The organism is Streptococcus castoreus DSM 17536 (genome assembly GCF_000425025.1).
GTDB lineage: Bacteria > Bacillota > Bacilli > Lactobacillales > Streptococcaceae > Streptococcus > Streptococcus castoreus.
Map to the genome: position 1 here is coordinate 65,389 of NZ_AUKZ01000006.1, position 21,021 is coordinate 86,409.

Sequence of the window (21,021 nt, forward strand, 5' to 3'; positions counted from 1 at the left end):
TAATGTTTTAGAGGATCTTATTTCTAATCGGACGGGTAATTAGTTATGGATAAACGTATTTTTGTTGAAAAGAAGGCTGATTTTCAAATAAAAGCACGATCATTGATGCAAGAATTGAAACATCACTTACAGTTAGAGACTTTATCAGAGCTTCGGATATTTCAGGTGTACGATGTTTTCAATTTGTCAAAAGATTTGATGGCTATCGCTGAAAAACATGTGTTTGCTGAGCAAGTGACAGACACTATTTCAGAAGAAATTGATGTGATGAAAGATCTGGCTAACTATGTTTTCTTTGCTATTGAAAATATTCCTGGTCAGTTTGATCAGCGCGCCGCTTCTGCTCAAGAAGCTTTGCTTTTGCTTGGGAGTTCAAGTGACGTTGTAGTGAATACGGCGCAGCTTTATTTAGTTAATCAGGATATTTCAGCTACTGACTGTGAGGCTATTAAAAATTATTTGCTTAATCCAGTTGACTCACGTTTTAAAGACATTCTTGTGGGAGTGAGACGTCAGGAATTTTCTGAATCTGATAAAACTATTCCTAATCTTGATTTTTTCAAAACTTATACTGTAAAAGATTTTGCTAGCTATAAGGTAGAGCAAGGTTTAGCAATGGAAGTTGAAGATCTTGTCTTTATTCAAGGTTATTTTGAATCTATTGGACGTGTACCGACGGAAACAGAATTGAGAGTTTTAGATACGTATTGGTCAGATCATTGTCGTCATACAACTTTTGAAACAGAATTAAGACATATTGACTTTTCAGCTTCAGCGTTTCAAGAGCAATTACAGGCAACCTATGATAAGTATATTGTTATGCGAAATGAATTAGGTCGTTCTGAAAAACCACAGACGCTTATGGATATGGCAACGATTTTTGGGCGTCACGAGCGTGTCAATGGTCGTTTAGATGACATGGAAGTGTCTGATGAAATTAATGCTTGCTCGGTTGAAATTGAGGTGGATATTGATGGCATTAAAGAACCGTGGCTTCTTATGTTTAAAAACGAAACACATAACCATCCAACCGAAATTGAACCATTTGGTGGTGCAGCAACTTGTATTGGTGGTGCTATTCGTGACCCTTTGTCAGGTCGTTCCTATGTTTACCAAGCAATGAGGATTTCTGGTGCTGGTGATATTACAATGCCATTAGTGGAAACCCGTCAAGGGAAGTTGCCACAACAAGTTATTTCAAAAACAGCAGCACATGGCTATTCGTCGTATGGCAACCAAATTGGTCTTGCAACGACTTATGTTAAGGAATATTTTCATCCGGGATTTATTGCTAAGCGGATGGAACTGGGAGCTGTGGTAGGTGCTGCCCCTAAAGAAAATGTGATTCGTGAGAAACCTCTACCTGGTGATGTGGTCATTTTGCTTGGTGGTAAAACAGGGCGTGATGGTATTGGTGGTGCTACAGGATCTTCAAAAGTTCAAACTGTTGAATCTGTGGAGACAGCTGGTGCAGAAGTTCAAAAAGGGAATGCCATCGAAGAGCGAAAAATTCAACGTCTTTTTAGAAATGGTGAGACCACACGTCTCATTAAGAAATCAAATGATTTCGGTGCGGGAGGTGTTTGTGTTGCTATTGGGGAATTGGCAGATGGTCTTAGCATTGATTTAGATAAAGTGCCACTCAAATATCAAGGGCTTAATGGCACAGAAATTGCCATTTCAGAATCTCAAGAGCGTATGGCGGTTGTCGTTCGTCCTGAAGATGCGAATCAATTCATTAGTGACTGTCAGAAGGAAAATATTACTGCTGTAGTGGTGGCAACAGTCACTGAAAAACCGAGCCTTGTCATGACCTGGAATGGGCAGACGATTGTTGATATTGAGCGTTCTTTTCTTGATAGCAATGGTGTGCGTGTGGTAGTTGATGCTAAAGTGGTTGACAAGGCTGTTGACTTACCGGAGAAGCGCGTAACTTCTGCAGCTACACTTGAAAAAGATACGGTAGCGATGTTATCAGACCTCAACCATGCTAGTCAAAAAGGACTTCAGACACTTTTTGATGCTTCAGTTGGTCGTTCAACGGTCAATCATCCTCTTGGGGGACGTTATCAAGTTACTCCTATAGAAGCTTCTGTTCAAAAACTGCCTGTTCAACATGGTATGACAACAACAGCTTCTGTTATTGCACAAGGTTATCATCCTTATCTTGCTGAGTGGTCACCCTATCATGGTGCTGCCTATGCTGTTATTGAAGCGACTGCACGTTTAGTGGCAACAGGAGCCAATTGGTCTAAAGCGCGTTTCTCATATCAAGAATACTTTGAACGTATGGATAAACAAGCAGAACGGTTTGGTCAGCCGGTAGCTGCTTTACTTGGTTCATTTGAAGCACAGTTACAGCTTGGATTGCCAGCTATTGGTGGTAAGGATTCAATGTCAGGTACTTTTGAGGAATTAACGGTACCTCCAACCCTTGTTGCCTTTGGTGTAACAACAATGGATAGTCGTTGTGTGCTTTCACCAGAATTTAAGGCGGCTGGTGAAAATATCTACTATATTCCAGGCCAAGCTATTGCAAAAGACATTGACTTTGCTCTTATCAAAAGAAATTTTGAGTCCTTTGCAACTATTCAGGCTAATCATAACGTAACATCAGCAATTGCCATTAAATATGGTGGTGTGATGGAAGCTTTAGCACTTGCAACTTTTGGAAATCGATTGGGCGCTTCGGTAGAATTGACGGAAATTGACAGTAGCTTGACAGCTCAACTGGGTGGTTTTATTTTTACATCAACGGAAGAAATCGCTGGTGTTGTCAAAATTGGTGAGACAGGAAATAACTTTACACTTTTTGTCAATGGTGTCAATTTATCTGGTCCACTGCTTCTTGAAGCTTTTGAAGGTAAATTAGAAACCGTCTACCCGACAACATTTAAACAAAGTAGTGTCTTATCGGATGTTCCTAAAGTGGTCTCAAAAGAAGTTGTTAAGCCAAATAAAATGCTTGAAAAACCAGTGGTTTATATTCCTGTCTTTCCAGGAACGAATTCGGAGTACGATTCTGCCAAAGCTTTTGAAAAAGCAGGGGCTAAAGTTAATCTGGTGCCATTTGTAACCCTAACGGAAAAAGCTATTGAAACTTCTGTTGCTACAATGGTTGCTAATATTGAAAATGCAAACATTATTTTCTTTGCCGGTGGTTTTTCGGCAGCAGATGAACCTGATGGTTCTGCTAAATTCATTGTTAATATCTTACTCAATCAAAAGGTGCGATTTGCTATTGATAATTTTATTGAGAGTGGCGGTCTTATTATTGGTATCTGTAATGGCTTTCAAGCTTTAGTTAAATCTGGTTTGCTCCCTTATGGTTATTTTGAAGAAGTTAGTCCAAACTGCCCAACACTTTTTTACAATGATGCCAATCAGCATGTGGCGAAAATGGTTGAAACACGAATTGCCAATACTAATTCGCCTTGGTTAGCCGGTGTAGCGGTCGGAGATATTCACGTTATTCCAGTTTCACACGGCGAAGGAAAATTTGTGGTTAACGAACATGAATTCACTAAACTTCGTGACAATGGTCAAATTTTTAGTCAATATGTGGATTTTGATGGCAGGCCAAGTATGGGTTCTTTTTACAATCCAAATGGTTCTGTCCATGCTATTGAGGGGATTACAAGTAAAAATGGGCAGATTATTGGTAAGATGGGACATTCGGAACGTTTTGAAGAGGGGTTGTTCCAAAATATTCCTGGAAATAAAGATCAGAAGTTGTTTGAATCAGCTGTCCGTTATTTCACAGGGATGTAGTATTATGGTATTTGTTTCTAAGTGTCAGGGTAAAACGGTTGGTAATAGATTGTCAGAGGGTCCATCTTTTAGTGTTAAGGTGATAGGCTGAGAGTTCTGTAAAAATATGTTTGGTTTGCTATTGTATTGAGGTAAAAATGTACGAAATAAAGTCATTGAACGAAGAATGTGGTGTTTTTGGAATATGGGGTCACCCTCATGCTGCACAAGTCACTTATTTTGGATTACATAGTCTTCAGCATCGAGGCCAAGAAGGTGCAGGTATTGTGTCAAATGATCAAGGGTACCTGCATCAACACCGCAATATAGGGCTTTTATCAGATGTGTTTAAAAATCAAACTGATTTAGAAAAGTTAACGGGACAAGCTGCAATTGGTCATGTGCGCTATGCGACAGCAGGTACCGCCTCGATTAATAATATTCAACCTTTTTTATATCGATTTACGGATACCCAATTTGGTCTTTGTCATAATGGAAATTTGACTAATGCCCTTTCTTTGAAAAAAGAATTGGAGCGAGAGGGGGCTATTTTTAATGCTTCATCTGATACAGAAATTTTGATGCATTTGATTCGGCGTAGTCATCATCCAGAATTTATTGGGAAAGTAAAAGAAGCTTTAAATACTGTTAAAGGTGGCTTTGCCTATCTTCTAATGACGGAAAATAAATTAATTGCTGCTCTTGATCCAAATGGTTTTAGACCACTTTCTATCGGTAAAATGAAAAATGGTGCTTGGGTCGTTTCCTCAGAAACTTGTGCGTTTGAAGTTATTGGGGCACAATGGGTGCGTGATGTATTGCCAGGAGAGCTTATTATTATTGATGATTCTGGAATAACTTATGATCATTACACGACTGATACGCAATTAGCGATTTGTTCGATGGAATATGTCTATTTTGCGCGACCGGATTCTACTATTTATGGGGTTAATGTCCATACTGCTCGTAAACGGATGGGAAAAAGGCTGGCGCAAGAATTTCAGCACCAAGCTGATATCGTTGTTGGTGTCCCTAATTCATCTCTATCAGCTGCTATGGGCTTTGCTGAAGAATCTGGTTTGCCAAATGAAATGGGACTAGTCAAGAACCAATACACACAGAGAACCTTTATACAACCAACTCAAGAATTACGAGAACAAGGTGTTCGTATGAAACTCTCAGCAGTGTCTGGGGTGGTCAAGGGGAAACGTGTGGTGATGATAGATGATTCTATTGTACGAGGGACAACCTCACGTCGTATTGTTCATTTACTTCGTGAAGCAGGAGCTACAGAAGTTCATGTAGCCATTGCTAGCCCTGAATTAAAATACCCTTGTTTTTATGGTATTGATATTCAAACTAGGCGAGAACTAATTTCAGCTAATCATACAGTTGAAGAAGTTTGTGACATTATTGGGGCTGATAGTTTAACTTATCTGTCATTAGATGGCATGATTGCTGCGATTGGTTTAGAAACGGATGCCCCTAATGGTGGGCTTTGTGTGGCTTATTTTGATGGTGCCTATCCGACCCCTCTTTACGATTATGAAGAAGAATATCTACGTAGTTTAGAAGAAAAAACGAGTTTTTATATTGAGAAAGTGAAGTAGGATTTGCTTTCTTGGTCATAAGAATGTAATCACGCTAATAGAAGTAATAAATTGATGGAGCTTGAAGAGCAAAAGTCATCAGCTCTGCGATTTCCCTAAAGAGAAAAAGGTAAAAGTTTATGATAGAAAAGAATGCATATGCCCAATCTGGGGTGGATGTTGAAGCAGGTTATGAAGTTGTTGAGCGCATCAAAAAGCATGTTACCCGTACGAAACGTGCAGGTGTTATGGGGTCACTTGGTGGCTTTGGTGGATTGTTTGATTTCTCAAAAGTTGGTGTGAAAGAACCTGTTTTAGTTTCAGGGACGGATGGTGTGGGTACTAAACTGATGCTAGCCATTAAATATGATAAACATGATACAATCGGTCAAGACTGTGTTGCCATGTGTGTGAATGATATTATTGCTGCTGGGGCAGAACCACTTTATTTTCTTGATTACATTGCAACGGGGAAAAATATGCCTGCTAAGTTGGAGCAAGTTGTGGCTGGTGTAGCAGAAGGTTGTGTTCAAGCAAGTTGCGCCCTTATCGGCGGTGAAACTGCGGAGATGCCCGATATGTATGACCAGAATGACTACGATTTAGCGGGTTTTGCTGTGGGTGTGGCTGAAAAATCTCAGCTTATTGATGGCTCAAAAGTAGCAGAAGGTGATGTTCTCTTGGGGCTTGCTTCAAGTGGTATTCATTCAAATGGTTATTCTCTCGTACGTCGTATTTTTGCAGATTATACTGGAGAAGAAATGTTACCTGAGCTTGGTGGCAAAAAACTTAAAGATGTGCTCCTAGAGCCGACACGTATCTATGTCAATGCGGTATTACCACTTATCAGGGCAAGTTTGCTTAATGGGGTTGCTCATATTACTGGTGGCGGGTTTGTTGAAAATGTGCCACGCATGTTTTCTGTTGATTTGGCTGCTGAGATTGATGAAAGTAAAGTTCCAGTTCTACCAATTTTTAAAGTTCTTGAAAAATACGGTAAGATTAAACATGCTGATATGTTTGAAATTTTTAATATGGGTATTGGGCTTATACTGGCTGTCAAAGCTGAAAATGTGAATCGTGTCAAAGAACTCCTTAACGAGCCTGTCTATGAACTTGGTCGTATTGTGACAAGGGTTGATGCTAGTGTGGTCATTAAATGAAGAAAATAGCTGTTTTTGCAAGTGGATCTGGTAGTAATTTCCAAGTTATTGCAGAGCAATTTAAGGTTGATTTTGTCTTTTCAGATCATAAGGATGCTTATGTTCTTGAGCGTGCTAAACGACTTGGTGTTTTGACTTACGCTTTTGAACTGAATGAATTTGATGATAAGGCTACTTATGAAGCTGCTCTTGTTCGTTTGCTTGATGAGCATCAGATTGATCTCGTTTGTCTAGCAGGCTATATGAAAATTGTAGGGGCTACTTTACTTGCTGCCTATGAAGGACGTATTGTCAATATCCATCCAGCCTACTTGCCTGAATTTCCAGGAGCACATGGCATTGAAGAGGCTTGGGAAGCAGGTGTAGAACAGTCGGGTGTTACGATTCATTGGGTAGATTCGGGTGTTGACACTGGGCAAATTATTAAACAAGTGCGTGTGCCACGATTTGCAGATGATTCAATCAACAGTTTTGAAAAGAGAATCCACGAAACGGAGTACCAACTTTATCCAGAAGTGTTGCAAGAATTGGGAGTAGAAAAGAAATCGTTATTTTATAATGATGTGCGCAATAGTAACCGGTGAGATGTTTGGTTTTAGTGGTATTTAATTATTGTTTGAGGAAACGTGGCATATAGGAACAATCTGATTTTATTTGGGTATCCCTTATTATAAAAAATGATATAAATTGTGATGAGGTTCTAGAACAACTGGACACGTTTCATTTGGTGAAAAGATGAGAAACCAAAAGCAACTTTGTGTCTTTGCTGCCTAAGCGAGCTATTCAAAAGAACCTCTTAGATAAAAGGAGAAAAAATGACAAAACGTGCGCTCATTAGTGTGTCTGATAAAATAGGCATTGTTGATTTTGCTCAAAAACTTAAAAGTTTCGGTTGGGAGATCATCTCAACTGGAGGTACCAAAGTTGTCCTTGATAATGCTGGTGTAGAAACTATTGCTATTGATGATGTGACAGGCTTTCCTGAAATGATGGATGGTCGTGTCAAGACTCTTCACCCTAATATTCATGGTGGTCTTTTGGCTCGTCGAGACCTTGGCAGTCATTTGCAAGCTGCGACTGATAACAATATCGAATTGATTGATCTTGTTGTGGTTAACCTTTATCCTTTTAAGGAAACTATTTTACGTCCAGATGTGACTTATGATTTGGCAACGGAAACCATTGATATCGGTGGTCCATCAATGCTTCGGTCAGCCGCTAAAAATCATGCGAGTGTCACAGTTATAGTTGATCCGGTGGATTATGCTCTTGTTTTAGAAGAATTGGCTAGTGCTGGTGAAACCAGTTTTGAAACCCGTCAACGCTTGGCAGCTAAAGTTTTTCGTCATACCGCAGCCTACGATGCCTTAATTGCAGAATATTTCACCACCCAAGTCGGAGAAACAAGACCTGAAAAGTTAACACTTACTTACGACCTAAGACAAGCTTTGCGTTACGGAGAAAATCCGCAACAAGATGCAGATTTTTACCAAAAAGCTTTACCAACGAATTATTCAATCGCTTTAGCCGAACAGCTTAACGGAAAAGAATTGTCTTTCAATAATATTCGTGATGCTGATGCTGCTATCCGTATCATTCGTGATTTCAGAGATTATCCAACGGTTGTGGCTCTTAAACACATGAATCCATGTGGTATTGGTCAGGCAGATGATATTGAAACAGCATGGGATTACTGTTACGAAGCTGATCCAGTATCTATTTTCGGTGGTGTTGTGGTTTTAAACCGTGAAGTGGATGTGGCGACCGCTGAAAAAATGCATGCTGTTTTTCTTGAAATCATTATCGCACCAAGTTATTCTGATCAGGCGCTAGCTATTCTCACTAACAAAAAGAAAAACTTGCGTATTCTCAGGTTACCATTTGATGCTCAAGACGCAAGTGAAATGGAAGCAGAGTACACGGGCATTGTCGGTGGTCTCTTGGTGCAAACTCAAGATGTTGTTAAGGAGTGCCCGACTGATTGGCAAGTAGTGACCAAACGTCATCCATCTGACCAAGAAGTTACCGCTCTTAAATTTGCTTGGAAAGCTATCAAGTATGTTAAGTCAAATGGGATTATTGTGACCAACGATCACATGACTCTAGGTGTCGGTCCGGGTCAAACGAATCGTGTGGCATCCATTCGTATCGCTATTGACCAAGCAAAGGATCGTTTGGAGGGGGCTGTTCTGGCTTCAGATGCTTTCTTTCCATTTGCAGATAATGTTGAAGAAATTGCTGCTTCTGGGATAAAAGCAATTATTCAACCGGGTGGGTCTGTTCGAGATCAAGAAACAATTACTGCTGCTGATAAATATGGTATTACAATGATTTTCACAGGAGTAAGACATTTTAGACACTGATAACATGAAAAAGGTGCAAGAAAACTCCGGCACCTTTTTGTATGATTATGAAAAACGTTCAGAGGAGATTATTGGTTTAGACTTTGTTAGCTTTATCTGCATTTAACCATGTTCCATGAGAGCCGATTTTGACATAAATGCCATTGCTTGATGGATCAATTTTTAACACTTTGTAGTGACCGGGAATAACAAAAGATTCGCCAATTTGGAAAATTTGATCCCCAGCAACTTGTCCTTTCAGATCGGTTTCATTTAGTGGGGTTGGATCAATCCAATTTAAAGGTGTAGGATCACCTCCAGCTAATTCGTTGCTAGCAATCATATTATGAATGATCTGATCAACTCGAAAAACACCAGGGAAAGTCACTGTATCTCCTACATTGATTAGGGATTTTGTTTCTTGTTTTGTTAGCGGCAGTGAAGTTGGTTGTGCAAGTTTTTTGATTGGTATGTAGCGTCGATTGCCAGCAAAACTGAGGTAACTAAGCCACTCATAACCATCGGCAGTTAGTGTTTTATCGTAATGGACAGATTGACCAGAGCTATAGTAAGCAAGATCTGGACTAGCTAAATTGGCTTGTGCTTTAATTGGTGCTCGGTTGCTAAAATAATAAGTGCCACTTTGGCTTAAGTTGGTTTCAGCGGCTTGATTTTGTTGTGGCTGTTGGTTCTCTGAGTGAGTAGACAAATCTTTAAAGTGGATATAGCCACTCGCTTGATTTTTGTGAATTTGACGTTTGTGGTATTTTTCTGGACCTTGACCAGCATTATAATTATATTCTTCAATAATGACATTGTCTCCACGAACTTCTGCGACCCAAGCAACATGACCATAAATGGGATTTGACTGGTACGCATCGATGTCAAACCAAGCAACGGCTCCAACCTTCGGTGTTTTATTAACGGAATAACCTTGTTTTTTTGCCATATGCCCCCATGTGCAGGCATTTCCATAACCTTTAGGTAATTGGAAAGCATTTACAGAACTTAAACGAAAGGCAACAAAAGAAGTGCATTGACGCAAGTACATATTCCACGAGTCAATTCCAGTCCCACTTTTCCACTTAGTTGGATAGTTATCACCTAAAACGGCAGCATGAACAATTCCTGCCTGATTGGTGTTAATAACTGCCGTAGTGGAGAAAGCTGCCCCACTAACACTCAAAAGGATTGCTCCCGACACTAAAAACTGATGAATTTTTTTCATTAATTACCTCCTGTAATTTATTATTCGAAAGAGGAGGACAAAAATGTCCTTGAATTGATAACATTTTTAAGAAAAATTTTTCTAGTTTCAGGAGTGTTTAAATAAAGAAAAGTAAATAAGCAGGGAGAAAGAGATCTTAGTGATATGTAGATAGAAGTTATTGATCTAATCGCTATTTAAAAGGGTTGTGCACATTTTTATCAAAAGCTAATATACTTAACACAACAGGAAAAAGATTTCATTAAAACGATAAAATAAATGCAAAAAACGAACAAATATGTTATAATTTCACTAAATAATTCGTTAAAGAGGTTTTTGTTGTGAAATTATTAGTCATTGGTTCGGGTGGTCGTGAACATGCGATTGCTAAGAAGTTGTTAGAGTCAAAAGGTGTCGAACAGGTTTTTGTAGCACCAGGTAATGATGGGATGATCTTAGATGGGTTGACTTTGGTAAATATCGATATTTCCGAACATTGTAAGTTGATTGACTTTGCTAAAGAAAATGACATTGATTGGTCTTTCATTGGACCTGATGATGCACTAGCAGCCGGTATTGTTGATGAGTTTAACCGAGCGGGACTGAAAGTTTTTGGTCCAACACGTTTGGCAGCAGAACTTGAGTGGTCAAAAGATTTTGCTAAGAAAATGATGATGAAATATCATATTCCGACAGCAGCCTATGTCACATTTTCTGATTTTGAAGAAGCTAAGGCCTATATCGAAGAACAGGGGGCTCCAATTGTTGTTAAGGCGGATGGACTAGCGCTAGGAAAAGGCGTAGTCGTGGCAGAAACAGTTGGGCAAGCGTTGGAAGCGGTTTATCAGATGTTGCTTGATAATAAATTTGGTGATTCCGGTGCTCGTGTGGTCATCGAGGAATTTTTGGATGGTGAGGAGTTCTCACTATTTGCTTTTGTCAATGGTGATAAGTTCTACATCATGCCGACGGCGCAGGACCACAAGCGTGCTTATGATGGCGACCAGGGACCAAATACAGGAGGCATGGGGGCCTATGCACCAGTTCTTCATTTATCTCAATCGGTGGTGGATACAGCAGTTAAAACCATTATTAAGCCTATTCTTGAAGGATTGATTGCGGAAGGGCGTCCTTATCTTGGTGTTCTATATGCTGGGCTGATTCTTACAGCAGATGGACCGAAGGTCATCGAGTTTAATTCGCGTTTTGGTGATCCTGAAACGCAGATTATTCTTCCTCGATTAACCTCTGATTTCGCGCAAAACATCGGTGATCTTTTGGAAGGCAAAGAGCCTAATATCACTTGGAGTAATGGTGGGGTAACCCTTGGTGTAGTTGTTGCATCAAATGGTTACCCGTTGGAATATGCCAAAGGTGTCCTGCTACCGGCTAAAACTGATAATGACATTATTACTTACTATGCAGGTACTAAATTTGTGGAAAATAGAACAACTCTGCTATCAAATGGCGGACGCGTTTACATGCTTGTCACTACAGCAGATACTGTTCAAGCAGCACAGGAAAACATTTACAAACAATTAGAAAACCAAAACACAGAAGGACTCTTCTACCGCACAGATATTGGAAATAAGGCATTATGAAAAACAATGTACCTAGTGAGTGTTTGCTTATTGGGTGAAAATTGTCAATTCAATGGAAAAATAATCTTGATCAAAATATCATCAATTATTTATCGGATAAACAAGCCTTTCCAACATATCCAGAAATTCTAGCAGAAATGTCTACAATAAGAGAGCGAACTGAACTAGTGGCAAAGAGTATGAAATTTCTGGAAGAAATGTTCATGTAAATATATCAAAAAGATGAGGCTATAGCAGTAGATATTATATTAATCAGCAAACTGATTTGGCTATATTACAATCTCGTCGTTCTATTTGTGGGGTAAATCAGACGTATGATGGAACATTTTTAGACAAAAATGAGTGGTCAAGGAATTTTTACGAAAAGACTCAAAGCTTTGGATGTTAAACTAGTAGATGCAGAAGATATTAAAGGAGAATAAGTTATGAATCCAGTCATTTCAATCATCATGGGTTCCAAATCCGATTGGACAACCATGCAAAAAACGGTGGAGATCCTTGATCAATTTGGTGTCGCTTATGAGAAGAAAGTTGTCTCTGCCCACCGTACCCCAGATCTTATGCTCACATATGCTAAAGAAGCTCGTGATCGTGGAATTAAAATCATCATTGCTGGTGCTGGGGGTGCTGCCCATTTACCTGGTATGGTGGCCTCAAAAACGACTCTTCCTGTTATTGGTGTCCCCATCAAATCACGTGCTCTCTCTGGCTTAGATTCTCTTTATTCAATCGTTCAGATGCCTGCTGGAGTACCTGTAGCAACAATGGCGATTGGTGAAGCGGGGGCTACCAATGCTGCTTTGGCGGCCCTTCGGATTTTGGCTATCGAAGATCAAAGATTGGTAGTAGCGCTTGCAGATTTTGTAAAGGAGCAAGGAAAAATTGCGGAGGCTTCAACGGATGAACTCATCTAAAACTATCGGGATTATCGGAGGCGGTCAGTTGGGGCAAATGATGGCTATTTCAGCTATTTACATGGGCCACAAGGTGGTAACACTTAACCCAGAAGTAGACTGTCCAGCAGCGCGCGTATCGGACATGATTGTGGCATCCTATAGTGATGATAAGGCTTTGGCAGAATTGGCTACGCGTTGTGATGTATTGACCTACGAATTTGAAAATATCGACGCAGATGCTTTGGACAAGGTTATTAAAAAGGGACAGTTACCACAAGGAACAGACCTGTTGCGCATTTCACAAAATCGTATCTTTGAAAAAGAATTTCTTTCAAAGAAAGCAGATGTCTTGGTGGCACCTTATAAGGTAGTGACATCGAGCCTAGATTTGAAAGATCTAGATTTGTCTAAAAAATATGTCCTCAAAACGGCAATGGGTGGTTATGATGGACATGGACAAGTGGTCATCAAATCAGTAAAAAATCTAGCTGCTGCAAAAGAATTGGCAAAACATACCGAGTGTGTCTTGGAAGAATTTGTAACTTTTGATCTTGAAATCTCAGTCATAGTCTCAGGAAATGGCAAGGATGTGACCGTTTTTCCAGTACAAGAAAATATTCATTGTGATAATATATTGTCAAAAACGATTGTCCCAGCTCGTATTTCAGACCAATTAGCTATAAAAGCTAAGGCAATAGCTATGCAGATTGCCAAGAAGTTGCAACTATCAGGAACGCTCTGTGTGGAAATGTTTGTGGTAGGCGATAACATTATTGTTAACGAAATGGCGCCACGCCCACATAACTCGGGGCATTATTCTATTGAAGCTTGTAATTTTTCCCAATTTGACACTCATATCTTGGGAATTTTGGGGCAACCACTTCCAGAAGTTACCCTCTATACTTCGGCTATCATGCTCAATGTTCTTGGTCAGCACGTAGAAAAAGCCCAAGAATATGTTGCTAAAAATCCTAGCGCCCATCTCCACATGTATGGTAAACTAGAAGCAAAGCATAACCGTAAGATGGGTCATGTGACCTTGCTTACTGAGGATACCAATGAGTTTGGGGGTGGAGTTGATTTTTAAGGAGACTACTATGCTGAAAATGATTGTCCATGCTTATGTTGAAAATAGCAAAGAAATAGCTGTTGTTGAGGTGGTTTTTGCCTCGACAGATGCGCAGACTATTTCTGAGAAAATGGCAGAGCTGACAAATCAATTTCCTAATGACTATTTGGCAGTGTATGACTTACCGTTGGACATTGATTTGCCAACATTACCCCACTATCCCTCAGTAGCAATAAGTAAAGAGGAATTTGAATGAAAAATTACTTAAAAGAAAATAGTCAGATTTTAAGAATGATATCGGTATTAATCTTATTGTTAGGACCGATATTTTCACTTGTATTAACTCCTCTATCTGTATTGTTGAATAAGGATTTGGGAGATTGGTTAGGTTTTTATGGAGCAATAGCAGGTATCGTTGTTTCTGTGATCGTCATTCATTGCCAAATGTTTCTTGATAAAGAAAAAGAAGTTCAAAAAGTTCGTCCAGAATTCTCGGTTGAGAATGATTACCAGTTAATAAAATCTGGCTGTCGTGTTTATTTTGACGATAAATACTGGTTTATGTTAGAGAAGAAAAGACAACAAGATGTTGTTGAAAGCAATAGCTTTGAAAGGCGCTATTTGGAAAAACATAAGCGTGATAAAGCATTCTCGATAGAAATTGTAAATAACCAACCTATTTTTAATTTATGTATATTATTTGGTAATACTAATAAGTGTGAAAGAATCACTAAATTAGGTGTTGATGAAAGAATTTATGTGATTTCAAGGAGACATCTAGAGGAATTACAGCATTATTGGAATGGTTTAAAAACCAATTTTAATCACATTCCTGAAACGATAACTTTATATTATACAACACAAGCAGGTGAAAAAATCTGTGATAGTTATAGTTTGGATTGTAAAGGTTATTGTAACTTAATTGATCGAAAATATAGTGTTAATTATCCCAAGTTTGAAAATGAAGGGACTATTAATGACTATTTTATTCAGATTTAAAAGGAGAAAAAATGTTAGAACGTTATTCACGCCCTGAAATGGCGACTATTTGGAGTGAAGAAAACAAGTATCGTGCTTGGTTGGAAGTTGAGATTTTAGCTGACGAAGCTTGGGCTGAGTTGGGTGAAATTCCCAAGGAAGACGTGGCAAAAATCCGTGAAAATGCAGACTTTGACATTGACCGTATCCTTGAAATTGAAAGAGAAACGCGTCACGATGTGGTGGCCTTCACCCGTGCAGTTTCTGAGACTCTTGGTGAAGAGCGCAAGTGGGTTCACTATGGCTTGACTTCTACTGATGTGGTGGATACTGCTTACGGCTATCTTTACAAGCAGGCTAACGATATTATTCGTCATGATTTAGAAAACTTTACTAACATTGTGGCTGACAAAGCTCGTGAACACAAAATGACGATTATGATGGGGCGTACTCATGGTGTTCACGCTGAACCTACGACTTTCGGTCTTAAATTGGCAACTTGGTACAGCGAAATGAAACGTAACCAAGAACGTTTTGAACATGCTGCTGTTGGCGTGGAAGCAGGGAAAATTTCAGGTGCCGTTGGTAATTTTGCTAATATTCCTCCATTTGTAGAGGAGTATGTTTGTGGCAAATTGGGCATCCGTCCACAAGAAATTTCAACCCAAGTCTTGCCACGTGATTTGCATGCTGAATACTTTGCAGTGCTTGCTAGCATCGCAACATCTATTGAGCGTATGGCAACGGAAATCCGTGGTCTGCAAAAATCTGAACAACGTGAAGTTGAAGAGTTCTTCGCCAAAGGTCAAAAGGGCAGTTCTGCTATGCCTCACAAACGTAACCCAATCGGTTCAGAAAATATGACAGGTCTTGCGCGTGTGGTGCGTGGTCACATGGTTACAGCTTATGAAAACGTGTCACTTTGGCACGAACGTGATATTTCACATTCATCAGCTGAGCGGATTATTACTCCTGACACAACCATCCTTATCAACTACATGCTCAACCGTTTCGGTAATATTGTTAAGAATTTAACTGTTTTTCCTGACAATATGCTGCGTAACATGAACTCTACTTTTGGTCTTATTTACAGTCAACGTGTGATGTTAACATTGATTGAAAAAGGGATGACGCGTGAGGAAGCCTATGATTTGGTCCAACCCAAGACGGCGTATGCTTGGGATAATCAAGTGGCTTTCAAACCTCTTCTTGAAGCAGATGAAGAAGTGACATCACGTCTCACACAAGATGAGATTGACGAACTTTTCAACCCTGTATATTATACAAAACGTGTAGATGATATTTTCAAACGACTTGGACTCTAAATTAGGAAGGTTTCAGCCTTCTTTTTTATACATAAAAACCGAATATTGATTATAAAAAAATGGCATCAATTAAGAATAAATTAAACGGTGTGGTACAATGAAGAAAACAGTTTTTAGGAGAGAGAAGGCATGTTAGAATATTTTGGTGAAAAAGTGAGGGGACTTAGGCATGAAAAAAGGATTAGCAGAGAGGACTTATGTGGGGATGAGTCTGAGTTATCCGTTCGTCAGTTAGCACGAATAGAGTTGGGGCAATCAATACCAAGCTTGGCAAAAGTTATATTTATTGCGAAAGCCCTGGATGTTAGTGTTGGTTATTTAACAGATGGAGCTAGTTTGGAATTGCCCAAACGTTACAAGGAGTTGAAATATTTAATTTTGAGAACACCAACCTATATGGATGATGGGAAATTACAACTTCGAGAAGAACAATTTGACGAAATTTTTGAAGATTACTACGAACAACTACCTGAGGAAGAGCAGTTAATCATTGATTGTTTACAGGCGACCTTAGATACTTTATTGAGTGGGAATATCAATTTTGGGATTGATTTGTTGCAAGAATATTTTAAACAAATAAAAAGTAAGTCTCGATTTAGAGAAAATGACCTAATACTTATTGAATTGTATTTGGCTTATCTTGATATTGAAGGTTTGAATGGTCAGTATTCAGATAAATCTTTTAATAATTCATTGCTAGATATTCTTTTGCATCAATTTGAGAGTTTTGAATTAGACGAATTATTTATAATGAATAAAATAATTATTGGTATTTCTTCACTAAGTCTAAAAAATGATAAACTTGATAATCTGGAAAAGACTATTGAAATGAGTCAAAAGATTATGGCAAAAATTCAAGACTGGAATAGGATGCCTATACTAAAGTTAATAGAATGGAAATACTTTTTAATTAAACAAAAAAATAAACAAAAAGCAAAAGAAGCGTTTGTAAAGGCGTGTCTTTTTGCTCAAGTCACGGGTGATAAGTATTTGGAAAAACAATTAAATGAAGAATGGGAAAGGGATATTAATAGTTATTAACAGGACAAAGATGTCATTTTTATATAAAACGAGGTAGGATATAATTTTTATGTAACATATAAAAGTAATTTATTAAAGGAGTTTTATCTTATGTTCAAAAAATATCAGTATTACTTTGCTCTTATTGCTTTATTGTCTTTTAAAGCTGTTCAAATGATCAGTGAAGTTGACTGGTGGCGCCTATGATAAAGGTTGAAAACTCTTTATGTAATTATCTCTAACCCTCTTTATGATATAATAACTGTATGGCTAGAATTTTAGATAATGATGTGATGGGTGATGAGGAGTTTGTTGAACGGACTTTGCGCCCACAGTATTTACGAGAATATATTGGGCAGGATAAGGTTAAGGAACAATTAACCATTTTCATTGAAGCGGCTAAAATGCGGAATGAATCTTTGGACCATGTTTTGCTTTTTGGACCCCCTGGCTTGGGAAAAACGACAATGGCTTTTGTGATTGCCAATGAATTGAGGGTCAATTTAAAACAAACATCGGGACCAGCTATTGAAAAAGCTGGAGACTTGGTAGCTATTTTAAATGACTTGGAGCCAGGAGATGTTTTGTTTATTGATGAGATTCATCGACTGCCAATGGCTGTTGAAGAAGTTCTGTACAGTGCTATGGAAGACTTTTATATTGACATTATGATTGGTGCAGGGGATACAAGTCGTAGCATTCACTTGGATTTGCCTCCATTTACCCTGATTGGTGCGACAACACGAGCAGGAATGCTATCAAATCCTCTACGAGCCCGATTTGGTATCACTGGTCACATGGAGTATTATCAGGTGGATGATTTGACAGAAATTGTTGAACGTACAGCTGATATTTTTGGTGTGGAAATCGTCCATAAAGCCGCTAAAGAACTTGCTTGTCGTAGTCGAGGGACACCACGTATTGCCAATCGTTTGTTAAAACGTGTTCGAGATTATGCTCAAATTATTGGAGATGGTATTATTACCATTCAAATGACTGACAAGGCACTAACCATGTTGGATGTTGATCATGAAGGGCTCGACTATGTTGATCAAAAAATTCTTCGTACCATGATTGAGATGTATCAAGGTGGACCGGTTGGACTGGGGACGTTGTCAGTCAATATTGCAGAGGAGCGGGATACGGTCGAAGATATGTATGAACCTTATTTAATTCAAAAAGGGTTTCTTATGCGGACAAGGACAGGACGAATAGCAACAGAAAAAGCTTACCGTCATTTAGGTTATTCTTATCAAGACACGACCTCGTATTAATACAAGGAATTGCGATCTGAACCTTATCTTAGTGTTCAGATTTTTTATGTTTTATTTTTAAGACTTGACAGAAAATTATTAAATTGATTTCTCTGACATAACTTAGAAATTTGATATAATAGGTAAAAGGAGTCTTTCATGAAAAAAGTATGTTTTGTTTGTCTTGGGAATATTTGTCGAAGCCCAATGGCCGAATTTGTAATGAAAACCTTAGCATTAAATGAAGCTGTTTGGGTGGAAAGTCGTGCAACCTCTAATTGGGAACATGGAAATCCTATTCATTCGGGTACTCAATCTATTTTGAAGAAATATCGGATTGATTATGATGTAGAGAAAAGGTCGCAGCAAATTACTTGTGCTGATTTTGAGACTTTTGATTATATTATTGGCATGGATCGTCAAAATATTAAAGATCTCAAAGAGATTTCCCACCATGAATGGGATTCTAAAATTCATCTTTTTATCGATGGTGATGTACCAGATCCTTGGTACACAGGTGATTTTGAAGAAACCTATCAGCTCGTTAGTGACGGTTGTCGCACTTGGTTGTCACAAATTATCGCTAATGGTAACTAAAAATTAGAAAAATGAGTAGTAGGGATGATAAATATAAATAATATTATTCAAAAAGGCAATATAACACGAGCCAAGCTAGAAATTTTTTCAATAATTGTCGTTTTGGTTTGTGCTTTATCTGTTTTTACGGTAACTTTTTCAAGTCAAACAAGTTTAACTTACGATCAAGGACGCATACGCTATACTGGCTATGTTGTTAACCATAGAATGAATGGCGAGGGGAAGCTTGTTTTTCCAAATGGCGACACTTATATCGGCTCGTTCCGTAATGGTGTTTTTGAAGGAGAAGGAACCTTTACTGCTAGTACAGGATGGTCTTATAAGGGTCAGTTTCATAAGGGTCAAGCAAATGGTAAAGGTGTTTTAAAAGCAAAGAATGCAAAAGTTTATAAAGGCACTTTCAAGCAGGGGATATTTCAAAAATGAGAATAAAATGGTTTTCGTTTGTTAGGGTAACAGGCCTTTTGCTTGTTTTGCTCTATCACTTTTTTAAACACAGTTTTCCGGGAGGCTTTATTGGTGTTGATGTTTTCTTCACCTTTTCAGGTTATTTAATAACAGCTCTTTTGATTGATGAGTACACAAAAAAGGAAACCATTGATATTGTTGGTTTTCTAAGAAGACGGTTTTACCGAATTGTCCCTCCACTTGTTTTGATGATTTTGTTGACAGTTCCCTTTACTTTTTTGGTAAAGAGTGATTTTAGGGCAAGTTTGGGAAGTCAGATTGCAGCGGTTTTGGGATTCACTACCAATTTTTATGAAATTCTGACGGGAAGTAGTTATGAAAGTCAGTTTATCCCTCATCTCTTTGTTCATACATGGAGTTTAGCAATTGAAGTACATTTCTACCTATTCTGGGGGTTATTGATTTGGTTACTGGCGAAAAAAAATCATAGTCCTAAGCAGCTTAGGGGGTATCTCTTTTTAGTTTCTGCTGGCATTTTTGCGGTTAGTTTTTTAAGTATGTTTATCAGGGCTTTCTTTGTTTCAAATGTCTCTTTGATTTATTTTTCAAGTTTCTCGCATAGTTTTCCATTTTTCTTAGGAGCAATGTTCGCAACAATGACAGGAATTAAAGACACTACTGTTCGTTTTCAAAAGAATGTTCAGTTGTGGTCACGCAAATATGTCATTGCTGTCGTGGTTGGTGTTATTGCTCTGTTATTGCTATTAACCGTAACCTTAAATTTCAACCATATTGTTACTTATTTATTCGGTTTTGCTTTGGCGAGTTTGTTTACCTCGCTGATGATTTATGCGACCCGAGTTCTTCACGAGCAGACACCGGACTGGCAAGAACCTAAAGTGGTGACTTATTTGGCAGATATTAGTTATGGAATTTATCTTTTCCATTGGCCACTTTACATTATTTTCACACAGTTGATGTCAAATCTCATTGCGGTAATTTTAACTATTTTTTTCTCGATCTTATTTGCGACCATTTCTTATTATATTTTGGAGCCACTAATCCAAGGGAACAAGCCAAATTTACTTGGTTTGGAAATTGATTTTTCACCCTATCATAAATGGATGCTTGGGGGAGCACTTGCTTTATTCTTGCTGATGCTAGGAACTTGTTTGGTTGCTCCCAAAGTTGGTAAGTTTGAACGGCAATTATTAGTGAGTTCTTTGCAACAGGCTCAAAATAATATTAATCGTACTCATACGTTGGCAGCTGGAGATGCCAATGCTTTGAGTGATGTTGGCATTATTGGAGATTCTGTGGCTTTGCGCTCCAGTGCAGCTTTTTCAAAATTAATGCCACAAGCCCAGTTAGATGCTGCAGTTAGTCGGAATTTTAGAGAAGCATTTGAGCTTTTTAATAATCAGATTAAGTCTAAAACATTATCAAAAACCGTTGTTTTGGCAGTTGGTGTGAATTCTCTTGACAATTATGCTCAAGATGTCCAAGCCTTTATTGATGCTCTTCCTAAAGGACACCGTTTCGTTTTGGTTTCACCTTATAATGCGAAGAATGCAGCACAAGTAGCAGAGGCAAGAGATTATGCTATCAAACTTTCCCAAAAATATAATTATGTCACTATTGCAGATTGGTATAAGGTTGCTGTTGAAAATCCTGATATTTGGTCTGGTAGCGATGGCGTTCATTATAACGCGAATACTAAGGGGGCAGATTTGTATGTCTCAACAATTCAGGCTGCTATAGAACAAGCTGCTAAAAAAGCTGCTAAATAATAAAAGTCTCTAATTTAAAGGTCAGAATAGTTT

19 protein-coding genes are annotated in these 21,021 nt (G+C 38.5%); 18 read left to right on the forward strand and 1 reads right to left on the reverse strand.

The genetic code is table 11. The annotated features are described in order from the left end of the window. Window positions 1–45 precede the first annotated feature (45 nt). From H346_RS0102720 to purH, 5 genes are all read left to right on the forward strand, one after another. Window positions 46–3,771, forward strand: coding sequence for a phosphoribosylformylglycinamidine synthase (locus tag H346_RS0102720; RefSeq protein WP_027969732.1), 3,726 nt, complete (start codon window positions 46–48; stop codon window positions 3,769–3,771). Window positions 3,772–3,908: 137 nt separating this feature from the next. Beyond that, window positions 3,909–5,360, forward strand: a complete 1,452-nt coding sequence (gene purF, locus H346_RS0102725) for an amidophosphoribosyltransferase (RefSeq protein WP_027969733.1) — start codon at window positions 3,909–3,911, stop codon at window positions 5,358–5,360. Window positions 5,361–5,479: 119 nt separating this feature from the next. Beyond that, entirely contained in the window at window positions 5,480–6,502 is a 1,023-nt protein-coding gene (gene purM / locus H346_RS0102730) for a phosphoribosylformylglycinamidine cyclo-ligase (RefSeq protein ID WP_208595718.1), read from the forward strand. Continuing rightward, window positions 6,499–7,086, forward strand: a complete 588-nt coding sequence (purN, locus tag H346_RS0102735) for a phosphoribosylglycinamide formyltransferase (RefSeq protein WP_027969735.1) — start codon at window positions 6,499–6,501, stop codon at window positions 7,084–7,086. Before purM ends, purN begins: the two co-directional genes overlap by 4 nt. 231 nt (window positions 7,087–7,317) lie before the next feature. Beyond that, window positions 7,318–8,865 carry a bifunctional phosphoribosylaminoimidazolecarboxamide formyltransferase/IMP cyclohydrolase gene (gene purH / locus H346_RS0102740; RefSeq protein ID WP_027969736.1) on the forward strand — a complete coding sequence of 516 codons (1,548 nt, stop codon included), beginning with the start codon at window positions 7,318–7,320 and terminating at the stop codon, window positions 8,863–8,865. A gap of 76 nt (window positions 8,866–8,941) precedes the next feature. On the opposite strand, the gene scrM is transcribed toward purH, so the two are convergent. After that, window positions 8,942–10,072 carry a peptidoglycan hydrolase ScrM gene (scrM, locus tag H346_RS0102745; protein WP_027969737.1) on the reverse strand — a complete coding sequence of 377 codons (1,131 nt, stop codon included), beginning with the start codon at window positions 10,070–10,072 and terminating at the stop codon, window positions 8,942–8,944. Window positions 10,073–10,392: 320 nt separating this feature from the next. Here scrM and purD point away from each other — a divergent pair, with 320 nt between their 5' ends. From purD to H346_RS0102815, 13 genes are all read left to right on the forward strand, one after another. Continuing rightward, window positions 10,393–11,652, forward strand: coding sequence for a phosphoribosylamine--glycine ligase (gene purD / locus H346_RS0102750; RefSeq protein WP_027969738.1), 1,260 nt, complete (start codon window positions 10,393–10,395; stop codon window positions 11,650–11,652). Between the two features lie 41 nt (window positions 11,653–11,693). Then, window positions 11,694–11,861 carry a hypothetical protein gene (locus tag H346_RS10780; RefSeq protein WP_244147246.1) on the forward strand — a complete coding sequence of 56 codons (168 nt, stop codon included), beginning with the start codon at window positions 11,694–11,696 and terminating at the stop codon, window positions 11,859–11,861. 216 nt (window positions 11,862–12,077) lie between these two features. Continuing rightward, window positions 12,078–12,566 carry a 5-(carboxyamino)imidazole ribonucleotide mutase gene (gene purE, locus H346_RS0102765; RefSeq protein ID WP_027969739.1) on the forward strand — a complete coding sequence of 163 codons (489 nt, stop codon included), beginning with the start codon at window positions 12,078–12,080 and terminating at the stop codon, window positions 12,564–12,566. Continuing rightward, window positions 12,553–13,635 carry a 5-(carboxyamino)imidazole ribonucleotide synthase gene (purK, locus tag H346_RS0102770; protein ID WP_027969740.1) on the forward strand — a complete coding sequence of 361 codons (1,083 nt, stop codon included), beginning with the start codon at window positions 12,553–12,555 and terminating at the stop codon, window positions 13,633–13,635. Before purE ends, purK begins: the two co-directional genes overlap by 14 nt. Window positions 13,636–13,645: 10 nt before the next feature. Then, the gene (locus H346_RS0102775; RefSeq protein ID WP_027969741.1) at window positions 13,646–13,873 is read left to right on the forward strand and encodes a hypothetical protein; all 228 of its coding nucleotides are present in this window, start codon (window positions 13,646–13,648) and stop codon (window positions 13,871–13,873) included. After that, entirely contained in the window at window positions 13,870–14,616 is a 747-nt protein-coding gene (locus H346_RS0102780) for a hypothetical protein (protein WP_027969742.1), read from the forward strand. Before H346_RS0102775 ends, H346_RS0102780 begins: the two co-directional genes overlap by 4 nt. 11 nt (window positions 14,617–14,627) lie before the next feature. After that, the gene (gene purB / locus H346_RS0102785; protein WP_027969743.1) at window positions 14,628–15,920 is read left to right on the forward strand and encodes an adenylosuccinate lyase; all 1,293 of its coding nucleotides are present in this window, start codon (window positions 14,628–14,630) and stop codon (window positions 15,918–15,920) included. A 129-nt stretch (window positions 15,921–16,049) separates the two neighbouring features. Beyond that, the gene (locus tag H346_RS0102790) at window positions 16,050–16,961 is read left to right on the forward strand and encodes a helix-turn-helix domain-containing protein (RefSeq protein ID WP_027969744.1); all 912 of its coding nucleotides are present in this window, start codon (window positions 16,050–16,052) and stop codon (window positions 16,959–16,961) included. Window positions 16,962–17,051: 90 nt separating this feature from the next. Further along, on the forward strand, window positions 17,052–17,147 hold the full coding sequence (locus H346_RS10710) for a quorum-sensing system DWW-type pheromone (protein ID WP_208595719.1): 96 nt from the start codon (window positions 17,052–17,054) through the stop codon (window positions 17,145–17,147). Between the two features lie 59 nt (window positions 17,148–17,206). Continuing rightward, the gene (ruvB, locus tag H346_RS0102800; RefSeq protein WP_027969745.1) at window positions 17,207–18,214 is read left to right on the forward strand and encodes a Holliday junction branch migration DNA helicase RuvB; all 1,008 of its coding nucleotides are present in this window, start codon (window positions 17,207–17,209) and stop codon (window positions 18,212–18,214) included. A gap of 138 nt (window positions 18,215–18,352) precedes the next feature. Further along, on the forward strand, window positions 18,353–18,790 hold the full coding sequence (locus H346_RS0102805) for a low molecular weight protein-tyrosine-phosphatase (protein ID WP_027969746.1): 438 nt from the start codon (window positions 18,353–18,355) through the stop codon (window positions 18,788–18,790). 24 nt (window positions 18,791–18,814) lie between these two features. Further along, window positions 18,815–19,216 (forward strand): MORN repeat-containing protein, encoded by a 402-nt coding sequence (locus tag H346_RS0102810; RefSeq protein WP_027969747.1) that lies wholly within the window; start codon window positions 18,815–18,817, stop codon window positions 19,214–19,216. Next, window positions 19,213–20,988 (forward strand): acyltransferase family protein, encoded by a 1,776-nt coding sequence (locus tag H346_RS0102815; protein ID WP_027969748.1) that lies wholly within the window; start codon window positions 19,213–19,215, stop codon window positions 20,986–20,988. Before H346_RS0102810 ends, H346_RS0102815 begins: the two co-directional genes overlap by 4 nt. Window positions 20,989–21,021 lie beyond the last annotated feature (33 nt).